We start from the raw sequence: 24,257 nt of genomic DNA on the forward strand, positions 1-24,257 counted from the left end.
CTAGTAGAGGAATCTACACATCCGGTTTGAATGAGGGGGCCTCCCCGCGGGGTCCCCTCATTCTCCCACGAAAGAAGAAAACCAACAGGTCAGTAGTTCAATCGGTAGAGCGTCGGTCTCCAAAACCGAAAGTTGGGGGTTCGAGTCCCTCCTGACCTGCCACTTCTTTCCAAATACATCACCCCACCTTGAAGCATGTTTCGCAAGATTTCTCAATTCATCGCCGAAGTTAAGGGCGAGCTTAAGAAGACCACCTGGCCCTGGGAAAGCGATCCCAAGGTGAAAGGGTTCAAAAAATTCCGCGAACTCTGGGGTTCCACTCTTGTCGTTCTGATTGCCATGGTCTTCCTTGGCGCGTTTGTCGCATCGTTCGACATCTTCCTCCACAGCGTGGTCAACTACCTCATCAAGTTGGCAGTCTAGTTTTATCCCCCACTTTCTTTTTCCGATCATGCCCAGTACCCCAGAGCCTCACGAACAATGGTACGTGCTTCATGTCCTCTCCGGACAGGAAAACAGCGTTCGTGACCGCATCATCCGCAAGGCCAAGGACGCCGAACTTTCCGACTTCATCTACCGGGTGGAAGTCCCCACCGAACTTATCTCCGAAGTCCGCAACGGCAAAAAGACGGAACGCCACAGCAAGCTGTTCCCCGGGTACGTTTACGCCAACATGTATCTGCTGGAAGCCGACGGCTCCCTGAACAAGGACCTCTGGTACTTCATCCAGCAGATTGACGGCGTCATCAGCATTGCCGGTTCCCGCAACGCCCCCCTCCCCATGCGCAAGCGCGAAGTGGAGGATCTGCTACCCCTGCTGGACGCAGAAGCCGTCGCGGCCCGTCCCAAGGTGGAATTCGCCGTCGGTGACCCGGTGCGCGTCTGCGAAGGCCCGTTCCAGAGCCAGGAAGGCACCATCGAGGAAATCGATCCGGAAAAAGGCAAACTGCGTGTCAGCGTTTCCATCTTCGGCCGCGCCACTCCGGTGGACCTGGAATACTGGCAGGTTGAAAAGGCCTGAAACTTTTCCCGCAACATTCCCGCCGTTCATTTTCTCCGCTAACAAAGCAAAACCATGGCAAAAGAAATAACCAAAATCATCAAGCTCCAGATCAACGCCGGAGCCGCTAACCCCTCCCCGCCCGTGGGTCCGGCACTTGGTCAGGCCGGTGTAAACATCATGGCATTCTGCAAGGAGTTCAACGCCGCCACGCAAAAGCAGGCCGGCGACCTCCTGCCGACCGTCATCACGGTTTACAAGGACAAGTCATTCTCTTTCATCACCAAGCAGCCCCCGGGCAGCGTGCTTCTCAAGAAAGCCGCCGGCATTGCCTCCGGATCCGGCGAACCGAACAAGAAAAAGGTTGCCACCCTTTCCAAGGCCAAGCTGATGGAAGTTGTCAACACCAAACTCCCTGACCTCAACACGAAAGATCCCGAAAGCGCCGCCCGCATCCTTGCCGGACAGGCACGCCAGATGGGCATCGAAGTTGAAGGTATGTAACACTCACCGCAGGAGGATTAACCAATCCGAACGCACTGCCAAATACACACATGTCTACCAAACGCAGCAAGCGATATCAAGAAGCAGCCAAGCTTGTTACTCCTAACAAGAACTACAGCATCTCCGAAGCCGTGGAAACCATGAAGTCCTTCCCGGCGCCGAAGTTTGACCCGACTGTCACCGTTTCCTTCCACCTGACCGTGGACCCCCGCAAATCCGACCAGATGGTCCGCGGAAGCGTCTCCCTGCCCAACGGCACGGGCAAGAACGTCCGCGTCCTCGTCTTCGCCCAGGGCGACGCCGCGAAGGCCGCCCAGGAAGCCGGAGCCGAATACGTGGGTTTTGAAGACCTCATCAAGAAGGTCCAGGACGGTTTCGTTGACTTTGACACGGCCATTGCCACCCCCGACGCCATGACGGAGGTTCGCAAGGTTGCCCGTGTACTGGGTCCGCGCGGCTTGATGCCCAACCCGAAAACCGGTACGGTTACGGACGACACGGCCAAGGCCGTGAAGGAAGTGAAGGCAGGCCGCGTCGACTACAAGGTTGACAAGAACGCCAACATCTCCGCCGCTGTAGGCAAGCTGTCCTTCTCCAACGAAAGCATCTGCGAAAACATCGCCGCTCTGGTTGATTCCGTCATCAAGGCACGCCCGGCTTCCGCCAAGGGCGCCTATGTGGAATCCGTCACCGTTTCATGCGCCATGTGCCCCGGTCTCCCGGTTGACACCGCTTCCATCGCCAAACTGTAACCCGAACCGATTTAGCACATCATGAATCCTGACAAGCGTATCATCATTGACGACCTGACCGCCCGCGTCAACGCCTCTCCGTTCCTGATCGTTGTGGACTACACCGCGATCACCGTGCCCGAGTTCACCAATCTGCGTTCCGCCCTGGCCGCCTCCGGCGCCCAGTGCCACGTGGCCAAGAACAATTTCATGCGCACGGCCCTGACGGATGCCGGCCTGCCGGACATCGGCGAACACCTCGTCGGCCAGACCGCCTTCATCACCGGAGCATCCGACGTGGCTGGTGCCGCCAAAGCCATCAATACCTTCAACAAGGCTTCCAAGAAGGCCGAATACAAGGTAGCCATTCTGGACGGGGCAGTCCTCACTGCCGACCAGATCCGCGCCATCGGCGACCTGCCTCCCCGCGACCAGCTGCTGGCCAAGCTCCTTGGCACCATCAATGCTGCCGGTTCCGCTCTTGCCCGAGTCATTCAGGCATATGTGGACAAGGAAAACGGCGGCAGCGAAGAACCCGCTGCTTAATACTAACCCCTTGACCGGACGGCCCGGTTGCACTTTAGCCAAAATGCGTGAAAACCGGGCCCGACCTCTCCTAGAGGTTCCTTGTCGGAACTCCGGCCGGAGAACTGAAATGCCAAGTGGCTCTTGGCGCGACTAGAACCAAAAAAGAAAACAATACAATGGCTGATATTAATAAAATCGCTGAAGAACTCGGCACCCTGACCATTCTGGAAGCCGCCGACCTCGTCAAGCTCCTGGAAGAAAAGTGGGGCGTTTCCGCCGCTGCTCCCGTAGCCGCTGCCGGCGCTGCCGCCGCTCCTGCCGAAGCTGAAGAAGAAAAGACCGAATTCGACGTTGTGCTGACGGACGCCGGCGCCAACAAGATCGCCGTGATCAAGGCTGTCCGCGAAGTGAAGGCCGGCCTCGGCCTGGTGGACGCCAAGAAACTGGTTGAAGGCACTCCCGCCACCATCCTGGAAGGCGTTTCCAAGGACGAAGCCAACGCCGCCAAGGCCAAGCTGGAAGAAGCCGGCGCCAAGATCGACGTCAAGTAAGCTTTTTACTTCCCGCGCAACAGGAGAAATCCCGTTTTTTCTCCTGTTGCGCTTCCTCGTCTTCACATCCCGCGTGACCGACTAGAGGCTTTTTGCACATCAAATCGCTTCCAGTCGGTTCCGTCTCCCCAAGGAAGGAACCGTTCTGCCCCGCATCCGGGCAGCAAGGATGCACATTCATAACATCTCCGCCACAGCAGCCCATGTCAAAGCGACTCTACTTCGGGAATATCAAGGAAGTCATCGAACCTCCCAACCTTATTGAGATTCAACTGCAATCATACTTCGATTTTCTACAACAGGACACGCCGGCCGCGGCCAGGAAAAACATCGGCTTGCAGGGTGTTCTGAAGGAAATCTTTCCTATCAAGAGCTATGACGAAAACATTGAGCTCGATTTTCTTTCTTATGAAATAGAACAGCCCAAGATGAGCGACTACGAGGCTATCCGCGCCGGGGAAACCTACAGCGCCGCCCTCCAGGTCACCTTCAAGCTCAAATCCGACAACGAATCCAAGGAAGAAACTGTTTACATGGGTGAAATGCCCATGATGACCAACCGCGGCACCTTTGTGATCAATGGCGCCGAGCGCGTCATTGTGTCCCAGCTTCACCGTTCTCCGGGCATCTGCTTTGAAAGCGCCCAGCACCTGAACGGCAAGCTCCTGCATTCCTTCCGCATCATTCCGGACCGCGGTTCCTGGCTGGAAGTCCAGTTTGACACCAACGACCTGCTCTACGTCTATCTTGACCGCCGCCGCCGCCGCCGCAAGTTCCTTGCGACCACGTTCATGCGCTATCTGGGCTTCAAGACCGACCGCGACATCGTCAGCCAGTTTTACGATATCCGCACTCTTCCCCTGAGCGAAGATATGACGGAAGAAGACCTGCACAACCTCGTCGCCGTCGATACGATCAAGGACAAGGATCTGGTTCTTGCCAAAGCCTTCGAACAGCTCAATATGGGCGTGGTACGCCAGTTGCTCCAGTTCGGCATCAAGGAAATCGACGTCATCAACCAGAACGAGGACGACGTGCTGATCAAGACCCTGAAGAAGGATCCCGCCCACGACGAGGAATCCGCCCTCAAGGAAATTTACAAGCGCCTGCGTCCCGGCGACCCCGCTACGGCCGCACAGGCCCGCACGCTTCTGAAGAGACTCTTCGACGATCCCAAGAAGTACGACCTCACCCGCGTGGGCCGTTACAAGATCAATCAGAAACTGGGTCTGGACACCAGCCTGGACCAACGCCTGATGACTGCGGAAGATTTCCTGGCCGCCCTCAAGTATCTCCTGCGCCTCAAGAAGGGCGAAGGGATGGTGGACGACATCGACCACCTGGGCAGCCGCCGCGTGCGCGCCGTGGGCGAACTCATGGCCAACCAGTGCCGCGTGGGCCTCGCCCGGACGGAACGCCTGGTGAAGGAACGCATGACCCTCATCGACCAGAATATTGAAGGCGTCACGCCCAGCAAGCTGATCAACCCGAAGGCGCTGAGCGCCGTCGTACGCGACTTCTTCGGCCGTTCCCAGCTGTCCCAGTTCATGGACCAGATCAACCCCCTCGCGGAACTGACGCACAAGCGCCGCCTTTCCGCCCTGGGACCCGGAGGCCTGAACCGCGACCGCGCCGGCTTTGAAGTGCGAGACGTGCATCCTTCACACTATGGCCGCATCTGCCCGATTGAAACGCCGGAAGGCCCCAATATCGGTCTGATCAACTCCATGTGCACCTACGCCCGCATCAATGAATTCGGATTCATTGAAACGCCCTACCGCAAGGTGGAAAACGGACGGGTCACCAATACCATCGAATACGTCACCGCCGACCAGGAGGAAGGCTACCTCATCGCCCAGGCCAACAACCCGCTGGACGAACAGGGCAACTTCACCACTTCCCGCGTGACCGCCCGTGAAAAGGGCGAGTTCATCGAAGTGGACCCGGCCGACGTGCATTACATGGACGTGTCTCCCAAGCAGCTCGTCTCCATCGCCGCAGGCCTCATTCCCTTCCTGGAACACGACGACGCCAACCGCGCCCTGATGGGCTCCAACATGCAGCGCCAGGGCGTGCCTCTGATGGTGGCGGAATCCCCGTACGTGGGCACCGGCATCGAAGGCAAGTGCGCCCGGGACTCCCGTTCCGTCGTGCTGGCGGAAGCGGACGGCATCGTTGCCTCCGCCTCTGCGGAAGTTATCATCACCACGAAGGACGGCGAATTGCCCGTACGCCCGGAAGTGTACCTGTCCGATCCGGACAGCGTCCGCACCGACCGCGACAACGGCATTTACGTCTATCCCCTGCGCAAGTTCATGCGTTCCAATGCCGGCACCTGCATCAACCAGAGGCCGATCGTGCGCCGCGGGGACAAGATCAAGGCCGGCGACGTGCTGGCGGACGGCCCGAACACGGACCAGGGCGAACTGGCTCTCGGCCGCAACGTACTGGTGGCATATATGCCGTGGAACGGGTACAACTTCGAAGATGCCATCGTCATCTCCGAAAAGACGGTCAAGGAAGATACCTTCACCTCCATCCACATTTCCGAGTTTGAAGTGCAGGCCCGCGACACCAAGCTGGGCCCGGAAGAAATCACCCGCGACATTCCGAACGCCGGGGACGAAGCCCTGAAGAACCTGGACCATGACGGCGTCATCCGCATCGGTGCGGAAGTGAAGCCCGGCGACATCCTCGTCGGCAAGATCACTCCCAAGTCTGAAACGGAACTGGCTCCGGAAGAACGCCTGCTGCGCGCCATCTTCGGTGAAAAGGCGGCGGAAGTGAAGGATACTTCCCTTCGCGTTCCCTCCGGCTGCACCGGCATCGTGATGGACGTACGCATTTCTTCCACAGGTTCCGGCCATCACCGCGGCGACCTTGTGGTGGACAGCGCGGAGAAGAAGAAGCAGTTCAAGAAGATCAACGACGAGCACAAGAAGAAGAAGGAACAGCTTATTGACCAGCTGACCAAGAAGCTGTCCGACATTCTTCTGGGTGAAAAGATCCCGCTTGATGTCGTCAACGAACAGACCGGCGAAATCATCATTCCGGCCAACCGCAAGATCACCAAGACCCTGCTGCGCAAGCTGGCGCTGGTTCACGACCACATCGAAATCGAGCCCAGCCCGATCCGCAACAAGATTCTGGAAATCATCACCTCCTTCGAAGGCCGCTTCACCGAGCTGGACGACGAACGCGAACACAGACTGGACCAGATGGAATCCGGGGACGAATCCGAACCCGGCGGCCTGAAGGAAGTCAAGGTGTACATCGCCGCCAAGCGCAAGCTCGGCGTGGGTGACAAGATGGCCGGCCGCCACGGCAACAAGGGCGTGGTAGCCAAGATCGTTCCCGAACAGGACATGCCCTTCCTCGCGGACGGCACTCCGGTGGACATCGTGCTGAACCCCCTGGGCGTACCTTCCCGAATGAATGTGGGACAGGTGCTTGAAGCCCACCTCGGCATCGCGGCCAGGGCCCTCGGCTTCAAGGTGGCCACTCCGGTGTTCGACGGCATCAGTGAAGAAACCATCTGGAACTATATGTCCGAAGCCAAGAAGGTGGACGGCTTTACCTGGATCGGCGACGGCAAGGACGGCACCGTGGGAGGCAAGAGCATCCTGTACGACGGCCTTACCGGCGAACCCTTCCACAACCCCGTTGTGGTAGGCCAGACCTACATGCTCAAGCTGAACCACCTGGTGGCGGACAAGATCCACGCCCGCGCCGTGGGTCCGTACAGCCTGGTCACGCAGCAGCCCCTGGGCGGCAAGGCCCAGTACGGCGGCCAGCGTTTCGGGGAAATGGAAGTGTGGGCGCTGGAAGCCTATGGCGCCGCCTACACCCTCCAGGAACTCCTCACCGTGAAGTCCGACGACGTGCAGGGCCGCACCCGCATTTACGAATCCATCGTGAAGGGGGACAACACCCTGGAAGCCGGCACTCCGGAATCCTTCAACGTTCTGATGAAGGAAATGCAGTCCCTGGGCCTGAACGTACGCCCCGGCAGCAAGGATGAACAACCTTCCCTGCAGCTCGGCGGTACGGACCTTGCCCCGGTGGACGGCATGACGGAAGGCTTTGACAGCGACGACATGGCCGGACTGGCGGATGTCGATTTCTCCGACCTTAAATTCTAACATCCATCGCATTCCCCTTCCGCCCTGCACGGTGCGGGAGGGGGCATCAACCCTTCTTAAGATTTTTAACATATGTCTGATACCCCTACCATTCGGGAAATGCACGGTCTGAGCGACAAGCCCAAGACCTTTGACCAGGTAGCCATCACCGTGGCTGATCCGGATACCATCCGCAGCTGGTCCCATGGCGAAGTAGTCAACCCGGAAACCATCAATTACCGCACGTTCAAGCCGGAAAAAGGCGGCTTGTTCTGCGAACGCATTTTCGGCCCCACCCGCGACATGGAATGCGCCTGCGGCAAGTACAAGCGCATCAAGCACAAGGGCATCACCTGCGACCGCTGCGGCGTGGAAGTGACCAACGCCCGCGTGCGCCGCGAACGCATGGGCCACATTGAACTGGCCGTTCCGGTGTCCCACATCTGGTTTTACAAGTGCATGCCCAGCCGCATCGGTCTCATGCTGGACCTGACGGCCCGCCATCTCGAACGCGTGATTTACTATGAAGATTACATCGTGGTGGATCCCGGCAGCACTCCCCTGGAAAAGGGCGCCATTCTGACGGAAGAGGAATTCCGCAATGCGGAAGACGAATACGGCTATGACAGCTTTGAAGCCGGCATGGGCGCGGAAGCCATCCAGAAGATGCTTGCCTCCATTGACCTGCCCTCCCTCGTGGCCGACCTCCAGGAACAGCTGGACAACACCAACTCCAAGCAGAACAAGCGCAAGATCGCCAAGCGCCTGAAGCTGGCCCAGGGCTTCCTTCAGTCCAACACGCGCCCGGAATGGATGATCCTGAACGTGCTACCTGTCATCCCGCCGGACCTGCGCCCGCTGGTTCCGCTGGAAGGCGGCCGCTTCGCCACGTCCGACCTGAACGACCTGTACCGCCGCGTCATCAACCGCAACAACCGCTTGAAGACTCTGCTGAGCCTGAAGACTCCGGAAGTCATCATCCGCAATGAAAAGCGCATGCTTCAGGAAGCCGTGGACGCCCTGTTCGACAACGGCCGCCATGGCCGCGCCGTCACGGGAGCCGGCAACCGCCCCCTCAAGTCCCTTTCCGACATGCTGAAAGGCAAGGGCGGCCGTTTCCGCCAGAACCTGCTGGGCAAGCGCGTGGACTACTCCGGCCGTTCCGTGATCGTGATCGGCCCGGAATTGAAGCTCAACCAGTGCGGCCTTCCCAAGAAGATGGCCCTCATCCTGTTTGAACCCTTCATCATCCACCGCCTCAAGGAGCTGGGCTACGTGCACACCGTGCGCTCCGCCAAGAAGCTGATTGACCGCAAGACGCCGGAAGTGTGGGACATTCTGGAAGAAGTCACCAAGGGCCACCCCGTCATGCTCAACCGTGCGCCCACGCTGCACCGCCTTTCCATCCAGGCATTTGAACCGGTCCTGATTGAAGGTTCCGCCATCCGCCTGCACCCGCTTGTCTGTAACGCGTACAACGCGGACTTCGACGGTGACCAGATGGCCGTGCACGTGCCGCTTTCCGTGGAAGCCCAGATGGAAGCCCGCCAACTCATGCTAGCGCCCAACAACATCTTCTCCCCGGCATCCGGCAAGCCTATCGCCACGCCTACGCAGGACATCATCCTTGGCGCGTACTTCCTGACGCACACCCGCGCCGCGGAAGTGCAGAATTACCAGGACAACCACCAGCACCTGCCCCTCTTCGAATCCATCGATGAAGTGGAATACGCCATTGCCGCCCGCAAGATCGGCTACCATGACTGGATTCGCCTCCACAATCCGGATTACGGCAAGAAGCCGTCCGAAGTGGTGTACGGAGACGTAACCAAGAAGGTGATCGTGACTACGGCCGGACGCGTGCGTTTTAATGAAATCTGGCCCCGAGAACTCGGCTACATCAACCGCAACGTGGGCAAGAAGCAGATGGGCGACATCATCTGGCGCTGCTACCAGACGGTGGGCAAGGAACGCACCGTGCAGACCCTGGACGCCCTGAAGAACCTGGGCTTCAAGGAAGCTACCCGTTCCGGCTGCTCCATCGGCATTGTGGACATGGTCGTTCCGTCCCAGAAGAAGACGGAAATCGAAAAGGCCTATGCAGAGCTGGACAAGGTCACCAAGCAGTACAAGAACGGTATCATCACGGACGGCGAACGCTATCAGAAGGTGGTGGATATCTGGACCCAGACTACGGACGTGATCCAGGCGGCCCTGTACCGCAAGCTGGAACACAATGAAGGTTCCAAGATGGCCAGCCCGCTCTTCATGATGGTGGATTCCGGCGCCCGAGGCAACAAGGCTCAGATCAAGCAGCTCTCCGGCATGCGCGGTTTGATGGCCAAGCCCAGCGGTGAAATTATCGAACGCCCCATCACGGCCAACTTCCGTGAAGGCCTCTCCGTGCTGGAATATTTCATTTCCACCCACGGCGCCCGCAAGGGCCTGGCGGACACCGCCTTGAAGACGGCGGACTCCGGCTACATGACCCGCAAGCTCGTGGATGTGGCCCAGGACGTCATCGTTTACGCGGACGACTGCGGTACGAATAACGGCATCACCGTTCACGCCATCTATGACGGCGACGAAGAGGTGGCCTCCCTTTCCTCCCGCATTTACGGCCGCGTTTCCTGCGAGCGTATCGTCGATCCCGTCAGCGGCGAGATCATCGTGGACATCAACGACCTCATCAACGAGAAGCAGGCGGAACAACTGGAAAAGATCGGCATTGAACAGCTGAAGATCCGTTCCGTGCTGACCTGCGAACTCAAGAAGGGCTGCTGCGCCAAATGCTACGGCCTGAACCTGGCTACTGGCCAGGAAGTGAAGATCGGTGAAGCGGTCGGCATCATCGCCGCCCAGTCCATCGGCGAGCCCGGCACCCAGCTGACCATGCGTACGTTCCACGTGGGCGGCACGGCCACTACGGCGTTCAAGCAGCCTATCGTGAAGGCGAAGAACGACGGTCGCGTGATCTACACGGAAGACCTCCGCACGGTGGAAAACGTGGACGGCAACTTTGTGGTTCTGAACAAGAACTGCTCCGTCCGCATTGAAAACGAACAGGGCCGCGAGCTGGAATCCTACCAGCCCGTCATCGGCACCATCCTGTACGTTCCCAACGGCGGCTCCATCAAGAAGGATGAAACCCTCGCCACATGGGACCCGTACAACGTGCCCGTGATCGCTGAAAAGGGCGGGATGGTCGAATTCAAGGATATGATCGTGGGGATCACCGTTTCCAAGGAAACGGACCGTGAAACCGGTACGTCCACCCTCGTCGTGATGGAACACAAGCAGGAACTCCACCCGCAGGTGGTCATCCGCGATGCCAAGACCCGCGAGGTTCTGGCCCACCACGCCATTCCCGCCGGGGCCAACCTGACCGTGAAGGACGGAGAGACCATTTCCGCCGGCACCATGGTGGCCAAGACGCCCCGCAAGGTGGCCAAGACAAAGGACATCACCGGCGGTCTTCCCCGCGTGGCAGAACTGTTTGAAGCCCGCAAGCCCAAGGACGCTTGCACCATCGCACGCGTGGAAGGCATTGTGCGCCTCAGTAGCAAGAACACCTCCCGCGGCAAGAAGGTCATCACCATTGAAACGCCCACGGGCGAACTGGTGGACCATCTGGTGCCGATGAACAAGCACGTGATCGTTCATGAAGACGACCACGTCCACATGGGCGACCAGCTTACGGAAGGCCCCGTTTCTCCGGAAGAAATTCTGGATGTCTGCGGCAAGGAACGCCTCCAGGAGCACCTCGTCAACGAAGTGCAGGAAGTGTACCGCCTCCAGGGTGTGGAGATCAACGACAAGCACGTGGAAATCATCGTGCGGCAGATGCTGCGCAAGGTTGTCATCACGGAACCCGGCAACACCGAGTTCCTGTGGGGCGATCAGGTGGACAAGACCACCTTTGACCGCATCAACGAACAGACGATCGCCCAGGGTGGCCAGCCGGCCGCCGCCAAGCCCGTTCTGCTCGGCATCACGAAGGCCTCCCTGGAAACGGAATCCTTTATCTCCGCCGCGTCCTTCCAGGACACCACGCGCGTTCTGACCGAAGCTTCCACCCTCGGCAAGACCGACACGCTGGAAGGGTTCAAGGAAAACGTCATCATGGGCCACCTCATTCCCGCCGGTACCGGGTTCTCCCGCTACAGCAAGATTGAAGTGGATCCCGCGGAAGGAGCTGAAGAAATCGTGCTCGCCGGCGAAGATGATGAAATGGACTCCATCGAAGAAGTCCTGAACGATACCATCAACTTCGACAACGAACGCTAATCCGTTCCCAAACCATATTCCAGGGCCGCTTTCCGCAAGGAGAGCGGCCCTTTTTCTGTATTAAAATATCTTACACTCAAGGCATTCCTCCCCAGGACGAATTGCAAATCCGGTGTCAAGAGAATATTTTGAAACTTTGACCTTTGCTGTAAAAAGGCATGTTTGAAAAACCCGGGAGCCTTGTTCCAAACCACGGGATTTTCACGCCAACTATAAAACGTTGAATTGATTGAAACCTTTTCCTGTTTCATGTGAATCCGGGCGGATTTGCAATCCGGCATGTTAACGGCAACATCAATCCAACAGCAATGAAGAAAATATTATGCACCATCTGCCTCGGCATGGCCTTTCTGGCAACCTCCGTTTCGGCGGCTACCATTGAGCTGATGCCGGAAATCTCCTCCATCACCGGCCAGGGCTACAATTCCGCAGGACGTCTTGCCAACAACAATATCACAGCCGCCGACGTCAAGGCATGGCTGGGACCCGCCGGACGCGCGGACGGATGGTACACCACTACCGGAAACGGTGACATGGGCTGGGGCAGCGCTTCCGTCAATACAGCCAACCAGACTATCAGCCTTCCCAACATGCCCGGTACGGCCGGGGTCTGCGCCGGCCTGAAAATGACCATTGAAAATATCCAGGCTTATTCCGGACTCACTTTCAGCTTCAGCCTGACTCCTCCCGGAACGGGCCCCACGTACACTTATTCCGTCTGGTATGAAACCACGGACGGAGACCTGGTGGAACTTTGCAGGGGAAGCAGGGGCAACAACGCCTCCCAGTGGAACGTTTCCTACGATGTGACCGACGAACAGCTTGCGGCCATGAAGACAAACGGCAACGGCAAGGTTTATGCCGTCATCGGCAGTTCGGGGGGCACCAACGGCAACAACGGAATCATCCGCGATATTTCGCTGGAAGGAACACTGGCGGTTCCGGAACCCACCGCGGCTTCCCTGAGCCTTCTGGGACTGGCCGCACTGATGCTGCGCCGCCGCAGGAATTGAACCGGCTCTTTCATTTTCCTTATATATGGAAGGCTGTCCCGTAAACGGGGCGGCCTTCTTTTTTCGTGCATAAGCTCCCCTCTGCCGTTAGCATGCCTCCATGCCCCCTTTGGATTACAAGAAACAGGACAGGCGCCTTTACCTTCCCTCTGCCGTTCCCGCCGTGGTAGACGTGCCGGAAATGCAGTTTTTCATGGTGGACGGCACGGGCAATCCCAATGCTCCGGACGGAGAGTATTCACACGCCCTGGAATTATTGTACACCCTTTCCTACGCCGTCCGGATGGGAGGGAAAAAAGGAGCTTTCCCGGCTCCGGATTATCTGGAATACGTCGTCCCTCCCCTGGAAGGGCTCTGGTGGAATTCGGGGCAAAACCCTTCCGCAAATAAAAATACGTTCCGCTGGACTTCCATGATACGCCAGCCCGGCTTCATCACTGCGGAGGCATTCGAGTACGCTCGGATGAACGCCATGAAGAAAAAGCCCCATTTGAACGTGGAAATGGCGCGCATGGCTTCCTTTGCGGAAGGGTTCTGCGTACAATGCCTGCACACGGGTTCCTATGACGATGAACCAGCCACGCTGGCCCGCATGCATGTTTTCATGGAGCAGTCGGGACTGCGCCCGGATACATCAGGTGTGCGGACACACCATGAAATTTATCTCTCAGCCCCCCGGAAGACGCCTGCGGAACGGCTGAAAACCGTGCTACGCCTTCCGGTGCTGAAAGCGTGATGCCGTTTTCCCGCTTCCTATTCGTTGTCGATGAAGTAGGCCTGCAAAATGCAGATAATATGCAGGACAATGGGAACCAGGGCAAAGATGAACCAGTACAACAGGCCGTAAGCCGCGCCCACCACCAGGAACCAGACAATGGCCTGGACGAAGTGCCCCTTGTACAATTGACCCAGACCGGGGACGAACAAACTTAAAACAGCTGCCAGGAATGATTTCATATGCTTAAAAAATAGAATTGATCCGGACGGCCTCTTCTGCACGCCCCTCACGCATTGAGAGCCGCTGTTCCGGCTTCCTGTTCAATATCACCGGACGCGCGCTGTCATGAATGACGGATTTCCTCCCCCGTACTGGAACGGGCATTCACGCCGCAGCCGGTGAAAACCGTGCAGCGGTCATGCTCCGGTCTTGACCGGGAGGAAGGCTGTGTTACCCTCGCCGCGCACAGGGCACTCACGTTAGAAGAGTAAGGAAGCATCATGTCCATTGAATTGACTCGCAATTTCTCTATCATCGCACACATCGACCACGGAAAGACCACCCTTTCCGACCGGTTGCTGGAAAAGACGAATACCATTTCCGACCGGGAAAAGCAGGACCAGCTTCTGGACGCCATGGACCTTGAACGGGAGAAGGGCATCACGATCAAATCCCACCCCGTCACCATCTTTTACAAGGCCAAGAACGGAAAAACCTACAAGCTCAACCTGCTGGACACTCCCGGCCACGTAGATTTTTCCTATGAGGTGTCCCGTTCCCTGGCCGCCTGCGAAGGGGCCCTGCTCATCGTGGACGCGGCTCAGGGGGTGGAAGCCCAGACGCTGGCCAACATGCACCTGGCCATGGATCTGAACCTAGCCATCATTCCGGTCATCAACAAGATCGACCTGCCCAGCGCCAACCTTCCCAATGTGTATCGCCAGCTGGAAGACATCGTTTGCATCCCCCATGAGGAAGCCATTCACGCTTCCGCCAAGATGGGAATCGGCATTGATGAAATCCTGGAGGCCGTCGTGGAACGGGTACCGGCGCCTAAAACGGAGGAAGACGGTCTCCTGCGCGCCCTGGTGTTCGACTCCGTCTATGACGCCTACCGCGGCGTAGTGTCCTACGTACGTGTCATCTCCGGCAGCGTGCAGCGGGGCATGAAGGTAAAGCTTTTCGCCACGGATGAAGTGTATGAGGTCAAGGAAGTGGGAATTTTCACGCCCAAAATGACAAAAACCGATACGCTGGAAGCCGGCGACGTGGGCTATATTATCGCGAACATGAAGTCCGCTTCCGACGTCAAGATCGGGGATACCTACACGGACTGCATGCGCCCCTGCCCCGAGCCTCTGCCCGGCTTCAAGGAAATCCGCCCCATGGTCTTTTCCGGCATTTACCCGGTTGATTCCTCTGATTTTGAAGCGCTGAAGGCCGCCATGGCCAAACTCCAGATCAATGACGCTGCCTTTTCCTTCCAGGCGGAATCTTCCGTGGCCCTCGGCTTCGGCTTCCGCTGCGGCTTCCTGGGCCTGCTCCACATGGAAATCATCCAGGAACGCCTGCGCCGGGAATTCAACATGGATATTATTTCCACATATCCTTCCGTGATCTATGAAGTCACCAAGACCAGCGGCGAGGAAATGCAGGTGGACAACCCCAGCCTGCTTCCGGAACCCCAGGAAATCCAGGAGATCCGGGAACCCATCGTCAAGGTGTTTATCATGCTTCCCGGCGAATACATTGGAGACATCATGCAGCTTGTTCTGGAGAAACGCGGCAGTGTGGACAATACGGAAACCATTGACGATACGCGCGTCATGCTCACCTGCACCGTGCCGCTGGCGGAAATCCTTGTGGATTTCAACGACAAGCTCAAGTCCATGACCCGCGGCTACGGCTCCATGGATTATGAATACTCCGGCTACCAGGCCGCCAAGCTGATCAAGATGGACATGCTCATCGCCGGAGAGCCGGTGGACGCCTTCTCCATGATCGTTCACCAGGACAAGGCGGCCTCCCGCGGCCGGGAACTGGCGGAACGGCTGAAAAACGTCATTCCCCGCCAGCTTTTCACCGTCGCCATTCAGGCCTGCATCGGCGGCAAGATCATCGCCCGTGAAAGCATCTCTCCCATGCGCAAGGACGTTACCGCCAAATGTTACGGCGGTGACGTGACCCGCAAGCGCAAGCTTCTGGAAAAGCAGAAGGAAGGGAAAAAGCGCATGAAGGCCATCGGGAAAATCAATATCCCGCAGGAAGCTTTCATCAAGGTGCTGAAAACTGGGGACTAACTTGATTCCGGCTCCTGCTCTGTTTTTCCATTCCTGCGGTTCCAAATCATCCTGCCGTACAGGAAGCATGTCTTCTTACAGATTTCATTTAAAAATATTGATTTTTCTATTGTTTAATACCTTTTAAGAAAATTAGAGTTTTATCATAGGGCCAGATAAAAATGGAATTCATCTTTCCGTCAAGATTATTCATCATCTCGTTTTGCCTGTTATCTGGCCCCCATCATTTCGCCTTTGGTGAAGAAGAAAAAGCCAAGTTGGAAATTGAATCGGAGCCGGATGAATTTTCCGCAGACTTGTGCATCGCCGAGGCCCAGGGAAAGCCTATCTCTGACGAAGAAAAAGAAAGGGAGCGAAAAAGGACCCGCTTTGGGGCTGGTGAATTGGTAAAGTTAAGATTGTCAGGAAAGGAAGCATTAATTGAAGATCCCAAAAAACTGGTATGGAGAATTGAACCGAGAAAAGGAGACAACTGGGCTCAAATAGAGGTAGACGATGGAAATAATCCCAGTTTATTGGTTCCTGTTGTTTTGACTATTAACAAAGACCTCGTTTTCGACACTTCTGAAGCACAGGATACTGAAAAGGAAATAGGAGATACAGCTTTGCAAACGGAAGGAGAATTCAATGTGCAAGTCCTACAAGGAGAAGAAATTATAGCCCAAAAAACCTTCACTGCCGTTCTTCCCTCCAAAATTACTGCTGAACATGAAGGGCGTCCGGTTTCCGGTAAAGATGGAGAATACGGGGAAGGATTTCCGCAAGATGGAGATTGGGAGCCTGCCGGAGCATCCTCCGTTCTTAACCTGACTTTTCATCCTACGGATGTCAGCTTCTGGAACCTCGCAAAAATTGAGGTGGACCATGACTTCAAAAAATATGATGACAATGGCCAAGAGGTTGAATTTCATAAGATTACGCCATCATTGATTGAAGTGCACCGGCCACTCCATTTGCAACGCTCATCACAAAACAAAATGGAGGCAGGGATCATATAGGAGCACGCAAAAGCTTGGACAAATTCATGAATCTGACGTTGCCTCTTCCCGTTGGTTGGACATGGTTGTGCGGTTTTTATACTGCCCTGGAGAATGCCGGCCAGGAGGAGATCCGTTCCCGCATAGGAATTTACGAGCAAAGAATAGATTTTCTTCAACACAAACCGGGAGACGTCAAAACAATCGAAACCATTTTAAGCAAATTCGGTTGTAAAGTAAGCCGCGTTACAGGAGGAAACCATAGCTTCACAAAAGAAAAACAAGAGCCGTGAAATCTATCACTTATTGCATGCTTGCCCTGATACTTTCGCTTGCGACCGGCAGAGGAGAACCCGTCCAGTTGGCCAGGACAATTCCCATTCCATGGAACAAGGAGATTTTGAAAGATCCGGAAACTGCATCCTCCCAATTAAAAAGTCTGCTTGAGGAAGGGCGGCTGGAAGAATTTTATGTTTTGGCTAAAAAGAAACTGCACGATTCCCGCCAAGAACTGAAAGAAACAAACCGGTTTTCCGAGAAAGGCTATCTGGACAGGCTCTGGATGCTATATTACATCACGGCAGTGCCTCTACTCACCGTGGATTATTCTCCGGATGTTCCTCATCCCCGGTTTAATAAAGACGACTATGTTTTAAAACGTGCCGCTCTCATGCAAATCGCGTTCGAGCTGATTTCCGACGAAGACTACCTCAGGTACGAACGACAGCATCACAAGGAATTAGTGCATTTATTCGCTTCCTATTCTGCAGGTCTATTAAAAAGAGTAAGGGAAAGCTACGACCCGGACCTGGAAGAAAAATTGAAAAAAATGAAATTCCAATCGCGCAAAGACGACCCTGCGGAAATAAGTAAACGCAATTATCTCTTTTTTATCAACAAACAAATTCTCAGGGATAACAGAAACAGTACCATTCCCAGTTACATCAACATGATGGAAGAGCTTTTAATGGGGCGCCTGTGGAGTTATTTTCACGGTCAGCCGCGGGAAGTGGAAAAGTATATCAAACTGGCAGGTTACCAGAGTGAAGAAGAGATTGACGAACTTATCTTCAGAACATTGGCAAGAACTCCAAAAACGGAATTCCTGTATCAAGGCGCCCGTGGGAAAAGATATGAAAGGAAGATACGTTCCGGAAAGGAGAGCAGCGTGAACGACCGGTATCTGCATTCAATTGACAGAGCTTTGAAAGCACAGAAAGCCAAAGCCGGACAATAAAAGCGGCTGACAAACGCCCCGGAACGCCAGAAGGTAGCCCGGGTAATTCCCGGATTGCATCTCCTTTCCCGTTATGTTATCAGATCGGGCATGAGTTTGTTCAGGCCCTTCATGCTCATAATAACGTCGTTTCTCCTGGCCTCCTGTGCAGGGACGTCTCCGGATGCAAACAAGCCGAAAGTCCGGAAAAGCCTTTCCGAACAGCTTCAGGACAATCTGGCCGCATCCATCGCCAACGTTCCCCCTTCTCTGATGGGGAACGGCCCCGGAACGCAGCAGGCCACCCAGTTGACCGCCTCCACCCAGGAGGAAATGCTGGCAAGTGCGGACAGCGGAGCCGTGTTTTTCACGGACCCCTACAATTCAGACGCATCCATTCCCGGCCTGGATGAAGCCTTCACGCGGAAGAAGGAAAACCAGCGGTGGATACAGAGTTATTCGTCCGCCCTCCGGGAAGCCCAGAGAACCGGCTATCCCATCCTGATCTGGTTCCACCATTCCAAGGGAAGCCCCCCCAGCAGGAAACTGGCTGCGGACCTGCTCCACACGCGGGAGTTCGAGGAATGGGCCAAGGAAAATATTATCCGCGTCTGCTATGACCAGGCGGAAGAATTTGAAAGCGAGCCGAACGCCAAAAAGCGCAGTCGGATGAAAGAGTATGTCAGCAAGGCCCCTTCCCTGTTCGGGGTCAGGGGCACGCCCGTACTGCTGATCATGTCTCCGGACGGCACCAAGGTGGATACCCTCCGCGGTTATTACAACGGTCAAAGCCGCCTTTATTTCGACCAGATCAAAAACAGCGTCAAACTGGCGAACCAGCAGTATGAAAAGTTTAAAAAAACTCTGATTCCCAAAGGCTACAGGACCTGGACCGGAGCAAACGGCAACACCTTGTTTGCCAAACTTTCACGCTACTCGGAGAAGGACCAGGCCGTCTGGCTTCAGGAATTCGACGGCCACCAGAATAAAACCTCTTTAAGAAGCCTTAGCGAGGAAGACAGGAAATGGATTCTGGATCAAAAGGCGGCACGGAAGGCCTCCGCTCCCGGAGCCGAAAAACGGTAGTCTTCTTCGCTTCTCTTTTTTAGCGGAAATTCTTTCCGGAAGCGTCTCTCCGGCAAATCAAATGCATGGCCGGGCATACTTCCGTGCCAGCTATCTCATTCCGGCACTCTCTGGTCTGTTTTTTACCTTGCAAGAGAAAATAGGGGTGCTAGTGTACTTCAAATGTCTCCATTTCATGGAGAGCCGCACGCCGGGAAATTCTCTGCACTTCTTTTTTCCTGGTATTTTTTCACTATATTGTCATATCCCATGCATCAATATCTAACGAACGGCCTGTTGCTTGCGGCCTGCTCCGCTTCCCTGGCTTTCAGCGCCCAAACCAAGGAGGGAGACCAACGGCCCAATATTCTGGTCATTGTCACGGACGACCATTCCTACCAGACCCTGGGGACCTGTGAAAAAGATTCTCCCATGCCCTACCCGAATTTCCGCAAGCTGGCGGACGAAGGCATGGTGTTTGACCGCAGCTACTGCGCCAACTCCCTTTGCGGACCGTCCCGCGCCTGCATTTACACGGGACGCCACTCCCACATGAACGGTTACCTGTTCAATGAACACGCCGCCCCCTTTGACGGTTCCCAGCCTACTTTCCCCAAGATGCTTCAGAAGGCCGGCTACCAGACAGCCATTGTAGGCAAATGGCACCTGGAAGCCATTCCGCCAAATGCCAGGGGAGACATGTCCAAATATGAGTCCAATCCCACCGGATTCGACTATTGGGAAATTTTCCCCGGCCAGGGCAATTACTTCAACCCGGATTTCATCACGCCCGGCAAGGACGGCAAACGCGTGGTGAAGACGGAACCCGGCTACGCCACGGAACTGGTCACGCAAAAGAGTCTCAAATGGCTGGACCAGCGTGACAAGACCAAGCCTTTCATGCTTGTCGTGGGCCACAAGGCTCCCCACCGCTGCTGGTGTCCTTCCATCCAAAACCTGGGACGCGCCAAGCAGTATGCAGACCTTGCCGATCCGCCCGCCAATCTGGAAGACGACTTTGCCAACCGTCCGGAATTCCTGAAAATGACGGAACAGACGCTACTCAATCACTTCAATGTGTGGTCCGACGAACACCTGATCAAAGAGGTCGTCCCGGAAGACATCCAGAAGATGCTATCATGCCCTGAATCCAAGACCCTGCACACCAAGTACGACTGGGAAATGCCCGAATGGGTGCGCATGGACCCGCAGCAGAAGGAAGCCTGGTACAATTATCACAAGGCCCGCACCCTCCAGCTCGTGAAAGACATTCGCAGCGGCAAGATCAAGACCAAGAATGATATTCTGCTCCGCCGCTGGCGCCATTACATGGAAGATTACCTGGGCACCGTGCTTTCCGTGGATGAAAGCATCGGGGAAATCATGGACTACCTGAAAAAGAACGGCTTGGAGAAAAATACCATCGTTCTCTACTGCGGGGACCAGGGATTCTACATGGGCGAACACGGCTTGTATGACAAGCGCTGGATTTTCGAGGAATCCTTCCGGATGCCCCTCATCATGAAGTGGCCGGGGCACATCAAGCCCGGCGTGCGTTCCAACGCCATGGTGCAGGAATTGGACTATGCCCCCACCTTCTGTGAAGTGGCCGGAGCCGCCACTCCGGAAAACATGTCCACTTTCCAGGGACGCAGCCTCACGCCGCTGTTCAAGACGGGAGATCACCCGGACTTCAAGGACCGTCCGCTGTACTACGCCTTTTATGAAAATCCCGGAGAACACAACGCTCCGCGCCATGACGGCCTCCGCACGGAACGCTATACTCTTTCCTACCTCTGGACCAGCGATGAATGGATGCTTTTCGACAACCACAAGGACCCCGCCCAGATGGTGGACGTTCACGCCAAGCCGGAGTATGCGGAAACCATGAAGGAACTCAGAAGGCTATACCAGCAGCTCCGCAAGGACTGCCAGGTTCCGGAAGGTTTTCCCGGAGCCACGGGCAAGCTGTCCGTCACCCCCAGATGGGACTGCGGGACCGGCAAGAATTGAAAAGCCTCCGCACTCCATTGTTCCGCATCTGAAAAATGCCGCATGGCGACGCATAATTTTTACAATAGCCAAAATACAATCAAACCAAACAAGATCTGATAGAAGTCACTATATATGAAAGCATTCCTATTTGCGGCGGCGTTCCTCTGCTCCCTTTGCTGGGCCGGAACCAACCCCTACAACATCATTCCGGAACCCGTCAAGGTGACGACCGCCTCCGGCACTACCAAAAACCTCAAAATCCTGAATGAACAGAAAGTTTCCGGACTTGGCAATGAAGGCTACACCATAAAGCTTACGCCCGGCGGCGTGGAATTGCGCTACACCACGCCCAATGGAAAAGCCATGGCCATGGCAACCCTCCTCCAGCTTCAGGATCAGCTCTCGGATACTCCGGCCGGGCTGCCCTGCGGCAGCATCCAGGATGCGCCGGATTTCGGCTGGCGCGGCATGATGGTGGACGTAGGCCGCTATCACTACCCGATGAAGGAGCTCTACAATTTTGTGGACGCCATGCACTACTATAAGTACAACGTCCTTCACCTGCACCTGACGGAAGACCAGGGCTGGCGCCTGCCCGTTCCGGGCTACGACAAGCTCCGTACCATAGGAGCGGTCCGCCCTTCCGCCCCGCCCAACCAGGGAAACGCCCTGCTGGCCAATGAAGGCATGTACACCAAGAAGGAACTCCAGGACCTGGTGGCCTACTGCAGGGCACGCGGCATCCAGGTGCTGCCGGAAGTGGAAATGCCCGGTCACAATATGGCGCTGGCAGCCTCCTACCCGGAATTCTGCTGCAATACCAAGCGTGCCCAGGTATGGACGCATGGCGGCGTTTCCTCCAAACTGATCTGCCCGCAGAAACCGGGAACCAAGAAGTTCATCAAGGACACGTTTGACACGGTCAAACAAATCTTCCCCTTTGACTATGTGCACATCGGCGGGGACGAATGCCCCATGGGCGACTGGAAGAAGTGCCCGGACTGCCAGGCGGCACGCGCCAAGAAGGGCCAGGGAGATGATGTGGAAGCCCAGATGAGCGATTTCACGAAGAGCCTGGGCGCCCTTCTGGCCAAAAACAAGAAAAAGCCCATCCTGTGGTATGACATCAACAAGGGTTACTACCACAAGGGAGAAACCGTCATGTCCTGGCTGCCGGGAGAATTCCCCCGCTGCATCGACAAGACGAAGGAACAGGGAATCGACCTGATCGTCACTCCCCAGTACAAGTATTACCTGGCCCGCACCCAGATGAAATTCCCGAAGGACGACGTACGGGCCAGGCCCGGCGGCGGCCCCATCCTCCTTAAGGACTGCTACAACTTCGACCCCCGCAACGGACGGGACAAGAACGACGTCAAGCACATCAAGGGCATCAACCTCTGCATGTGGGCGGAATGGATTCCTTCCGGAGAACTGCTGATGTACATGACCTATCCGCGGGCCATGGCCGTCTCTGAAACCGCCTGGGGCAACCACAAGAACCGCCCCAGCCTGGAAGATTTCGAGAAAAAGATGGAAACCCACAGGAAGCACTTTCAGAAGCGTTTCGGCTATACGCTGGACCGTACAGTCGAGAACAAGCCCTACCGCGAAAAGTTCATCACCCAGGAACAAATCGACCGCATTAACGAGAACTACAAGAAGGGTCAGCAGAACGCGGACAAGTAGTTTTTCCGCCCTTTCATAGCCATTCGATTCATTCAGAACGGGGACACGGTCAACCACGTGTCCCCGTTCTTTTTTTCCCGCTTGACCGGACGCGGCTCTTCCCTTCTAATCGTCCCGCCATGTTACACCTTTACGATACCCGCACCCGGAAGGCACAGGAGATTTCCCCAATGGATGGAAAAACGCTGCGCTTTTACTGCTGCGGTCCCACGGTGTACGCTCCCGCCCACATCGGCAATTTCCGCACCTTCATCATGCAGGATGTGTTCCGCCGCGTTGTGGAACTGGGAGGAACGGCCACCACGCATGTCCGCAACCTGACGGACGTGGACGACAAAACCATCCGCGACTCCCGCAAAGCGGCCGTCACTCTGGCGGAATTCACCGCCGCATGGGCGGACAAGTTCCACCGGGACTGCCAGGCCCTCAACTGCCTTCCCCCGCATGTGGAGCCCTCCGCCGTCGCCCACATTCCGGAGCAGATAGAAATGGTGAAAGCCCTTGTGGAAAAAGGCCACGCCTACCCTTCCGAAGACGGGTCCGTGTATTTCAGGATTTCCTCTTTCCCGGAATACGGCAGTCTTTCCCATCTGGACAAGCGGGAACTGGACCTCGGCAAAACCGCCAACGCCCGATCCCATGCAGACGAGTATGAAAAGGATTCCGTGGCGGATTTCGTGCTTTGGAAGAGCCGCCGTCCGGAAGACGGAGACAACTACTGGCCGTCTCCGTGGGGAGAAGGGCGCCCCGGCTGGCACCTGGAATGCTCCGCGATGATCCACAAATACTTCGGCAATGATTTCGACCTTCATTCCGGCGGTGTGGACTTGGTATTTCCCCATCACGAGAACGAAGCGGCCCAATCACGCTGCGCCTGCGGAGGCGGTTTTGCGCGCCTGTGGTTCCATATCGCCCACCTGCTGGTGGACGGCGGCAAAATGTCCAAGTCCCTGGGCAATATGTACACGCTGGAAGACCTAGAGAAACTGGGCCACAAACCGGAAGCCGTGCGCTACGTGCTGGCAGGCGGCTACTACCGCCGGCCTCTGAATTTCACTCTTTCTTCCCTGGAAGATGCCAGAGGCGCCTTGAACCGCATGGCCAAATTCGACGCACAGCTCCGAACCGCCGCAGGAATGGATAACATCCCTTCCTACGACGAGTTTCGCGTGTCCCGTCCTGAACTGGGCCTTTTCCAGCCTGCATGGGACAGCCTGAACGATGACCTGAACACTCCGGAAGCTCTGGGCCACGTCTTCACCGCCATGAGAAAAGCGGAGGTTCCCTCTCTGACTCCCGAAGAGGCTCTTCATATGCGGCATGCCTTCCATTTCATCCTGAACGCTTTCGGCATTATACTGCCGAAAGAGGAAAAAGAAGAAGCCCCGGAGGAAGTACGTACGCTGGCGGAACAGCGCTGGCAGGCCAAGCAGAGCAGGGATTGGGCGGAAGCCGACCGTCTCCGGGCTGCAGTAACGGCCCTGGGCTGGACTATCAAGGACCGGAAGGATGACTATGACATCGTCAAAAGCTAAGACAGAAAATTCCTGACAATCCGTTAA

General features: G+C 56.2%; 20 protein-coding genes and 1 tRNA gene. 19 read left to right on the top strand and 2 right to left on the bottom strand.

Annotated features, from left to right (window positions below; genetic code table 11):
- The first annotated feature begins 86 nt into the window (after positions 1–86).
- The 9 genes from V3C20_RS03785 to rpoC all read left to right on the top strand — a co-directional run bounded on the left by V3C20_RS03785 (position 87) and on the right by rpoC (position 11,722).
- Positions 87–162: transfer RNA gene (locus tag V3C20_RS03785), tRNA-Trp, on the top strand.
- Between the two features lie 33 nt (positions 163–195).
- The gene (locus V3C20_RS03790) at positions 196–423 is read left to right on the top strand and encodes a preprotein translocase subunit SecE (protein WP_067570718.1); all 228 of its coding nucleotides are present in this window, start codon (positions 196–198) and stop codon (positions 421–423) included.
- A 28-nt stretch (positions 424–451) separates the two neighbouring features.
- Positions 452–1,021, top strand: a complete 570-nt coding sequence (nusG, locus tag V3C20_RS03795; RefSeq protein WP_067570720.1) for a transcription termination/antitermination protein NusG — start codon at positions 452–454, stop codon at positions 1,019–1,021.
- Positions 1,022–1,075: 54 nt separating this feature from the next.
- Complete coding sequence (rplK, locus tag V3C20_RS03800) at positions 1,076–1,504, top strand: 50S ribosomal protein L11 (RefSeq protein ID WP_067570722.1); 429 nt, start codon at positions 1,076–1,078, stop codon at positions 1,502–1,504.
- Between the two features lie 50 nt (positions 1,505–1,554).
- Complete coding sequence (gene rplA, locus V3C20_RS03805) at positions 1,555–2,256, top strand: 50S ribosomal protein L1 (RefSeq protein WP_067570723.1); 702 nt, start codon at positions 1,555–1,557, stop codon at positions 2,254–2,256.
- A 21-nt stretch (positions 2,257–2,277) separates the two neighbouring features.
- A complete protein-coding gene (rplJ, locus tag V3C20_RS03810) occupies positions 2,278–2,781 on the top strand; it encodes a 50S ribosomal protein L10 (RefSeq protein ID WP_067570725.1) in 504 nt (167 codons plus the stop codon).
- A 158-nt stretch (positions 2,782–2,939) separates the two neighbouring features.
- Positions 2,940–3,314, top strand: a complete 375-nt coding sequence (rplL, locus tag V3C20_RS03815; RefSeq protein ID WP_067570727.1) for a 50S ribosomal protein L7/L12 — start codon at positions 2,940–2,942, stop codon at positions 3,312–3,314.
- Positions 3,315–3,517: 203 nt separating this feature from the next.
- The gene (gene rpoB, locus V3C20_RS03820; protein ID WP_130083671.1) at positions 3,518–7,456 is read left to right on the top strand and encodes a DNA-directed RNA polymerase subunit beta; all 3,939 of its coding nucleotides are present in this window, start codon (positions 3,518–3,520) and stop codon (positions 7,454–7,456) included.
- 72 nt (positions 7,457–7,528) lie between these two features.
- Positions 7,529–11,722, top strand: a complete 4,194-nt coding sequence (gene rpoC, locus V3C20_RS03825) for a DNA-directed RNA polymerase subunit beta' (RefSeq protein WP_130083672.1) — start codon at positions 7,529–7,531, stop codon at positions 11,720–11,722.
- Here the strand turns inward: rpoC and V3C20_RS03830 are convergent.
- Complete coding sequence (locus V3C20_RS03830; RefSeq protein ID WP_130083673.1) at positions 11,719–11,973, bottom strand: hypothetical protein; 255 nt, start codon at positions 11,971–11,973, stop codon at positions 11,719–11,721. The two genes, rpoC and V3C20_RS03830, sit on opposite strands and share 4 nt — an antisense overlap.
- 57 nt (positions 11,974–12,030) lie before the next feature.
- On the opposite strand from V3C20_RS03830, the gene V3C20_RS03835 reads away from it, so the two are divergent.
- On the top strand, positions 12,031–12,735 hold the full coding sequence (locus V3C20_RS03835; RefSeq protein ID WP_130083674.1) for a PEP-CTERM sorting domain-containing protein: 705 nt from the start codon (positions 12,031–12,033) through the stop codon (positions 12,733–12,735).
- 100 nt (positions 12,736–12,835) lie between these two features.
- The gene (locus V3C20_RS03840) at positions 12,836–13,471 is read left to right on the top strand and encodes a GyrI-like domain-containing protein (protein ID WP_130083675.1); all 636 of its coding nucleotides are present in this window, start codon (positions 12,836–12,838) and stop codon (positions 13,469–13,471) included.
- A 17-nt stretch (positions 13,472–13,488) separates the two neighbouring features.
- Here the strand turns inward: V3C20_RS03840 and V3C20_RS03845 are convergent, their stop codons facing one another.
- Positions 13,489–13,692, bottom strand: coding sequence for a hypothetical protein (locus V3C20_RS03845; protein ID WP_130083676.1), 204 nt, complete (start codon positions 13,690–13,692; stop codon positions 13,489–13,491).
- Between the two features lie 261 nt (positions 13,693–13,953).
- Between V3C20_RS03845 and lepA the strand changes: the two genes are divergently transcribed.
- The 8 genes from lepA (at position 13,954) to cysS (ending at position 24,230) form a co-directional block, all read left to right on the top strand.
- Positions 13,954–15,753, top strand: a complete 1,800-nt coding sequence (gene lepA, locus V3C20_RS03850) for a translation elongation factor 4 (RefSeq protein WP_067570480.1) — start codon at positions 13,954–13,956, stop codon at positions 15,751–15,753.
- Positions 15,754–15,914: 161 nt separating this feature from the next.
- Positions 15,915–16,751, top strand: a complete 837-nt coding sequence (locus V3C20_RS03855; RefSeq protein WP_130083677.1) for a hypothetical protein — start codon at positions 15,915–15,917, stop codon at positions 16,749–16,751.
- Between the two features lie 26 nt (positions 16,752–16,777).
- A complete protein-coding gene (locus tag V3C20_RS03860; RefSeq protein ID WP_130083678.1) occupies positions 16,778–17,023 on the top strand; it encodes a hypothetical protein in 246 nt (81 codons plus the stop codon).
- A gap of 17 nt (positions 17,024–17,040) precedes the next feature.
- Entirely contained in the window at positions 17,041–17,967 is a 927-nt protein-coding gene (locus tag V3C20_RS03865) for a hypothetical protein (protein ID WP_149873404.1), read from the top strand.
- 90 nt (positions 17,968–18,057) lie between these two features.
- Complete coding sequence (locus tag V3C20_RS03870) at positions 18,058–19,032, top strand: thioredoxin family protein (protein WP_130083680.1); 975 nt, start codon at positions 18,058–18,060, stop codon at positions 19,030–19,032.
- Positions 19,033–19,281: 249 nt separating this feature from the next.
- Positions 19,282–21,024: a sulfatase gene (locus V3C20_RS03875; RefSeq protein ID WP_130083681.1), complete on the top strand. Its 1,743-nt coding sequence runs from the start codon at positions 19,282–19,284 to the stop codon at positions 21,022–21,024.
- A 114-nt stretch (positions 21,025–21,138) separates the two neighbouring features.
- Positions 21,139–22,695, top strand: coding sequence for a beta-N-acetylhexosaminidase (locus tag V3C20_RS03880; protein ID WP_130083682.1), 1,557 nt, complete (start codon positions 21,139–21,141; stop codon positions 22,693–22,695).
- 119 nt (positions 22,696–22,814) lie between these two features.
- Positions 22,815–24,230 carry a cysteine--tRNA ligase gene (gene cysS / locus V3C20_RS03885; RefSeq protein WP_130083683.1) on the top strand — a complete coding sequence of 472 codons (1,416 nt, stop codon included), beginning with the start codon at positions 22,815–22,817 and terminating at the stop codon, positions 24,228–24,230.
- The last annotated feature ends 27 nt before the right edge of the window (positions 24,231–24,257 follow it).

Origin of the sequence: Akkermansia sp. RCC_12PD, from assembly GCF_036417355.1 — a bacterium.
GTDB lineage: Bacteria > Verrucomicrobiota > Verrucomicrobiia > Verrucomicrobiales > Akkermansiaceae > Akkermansia.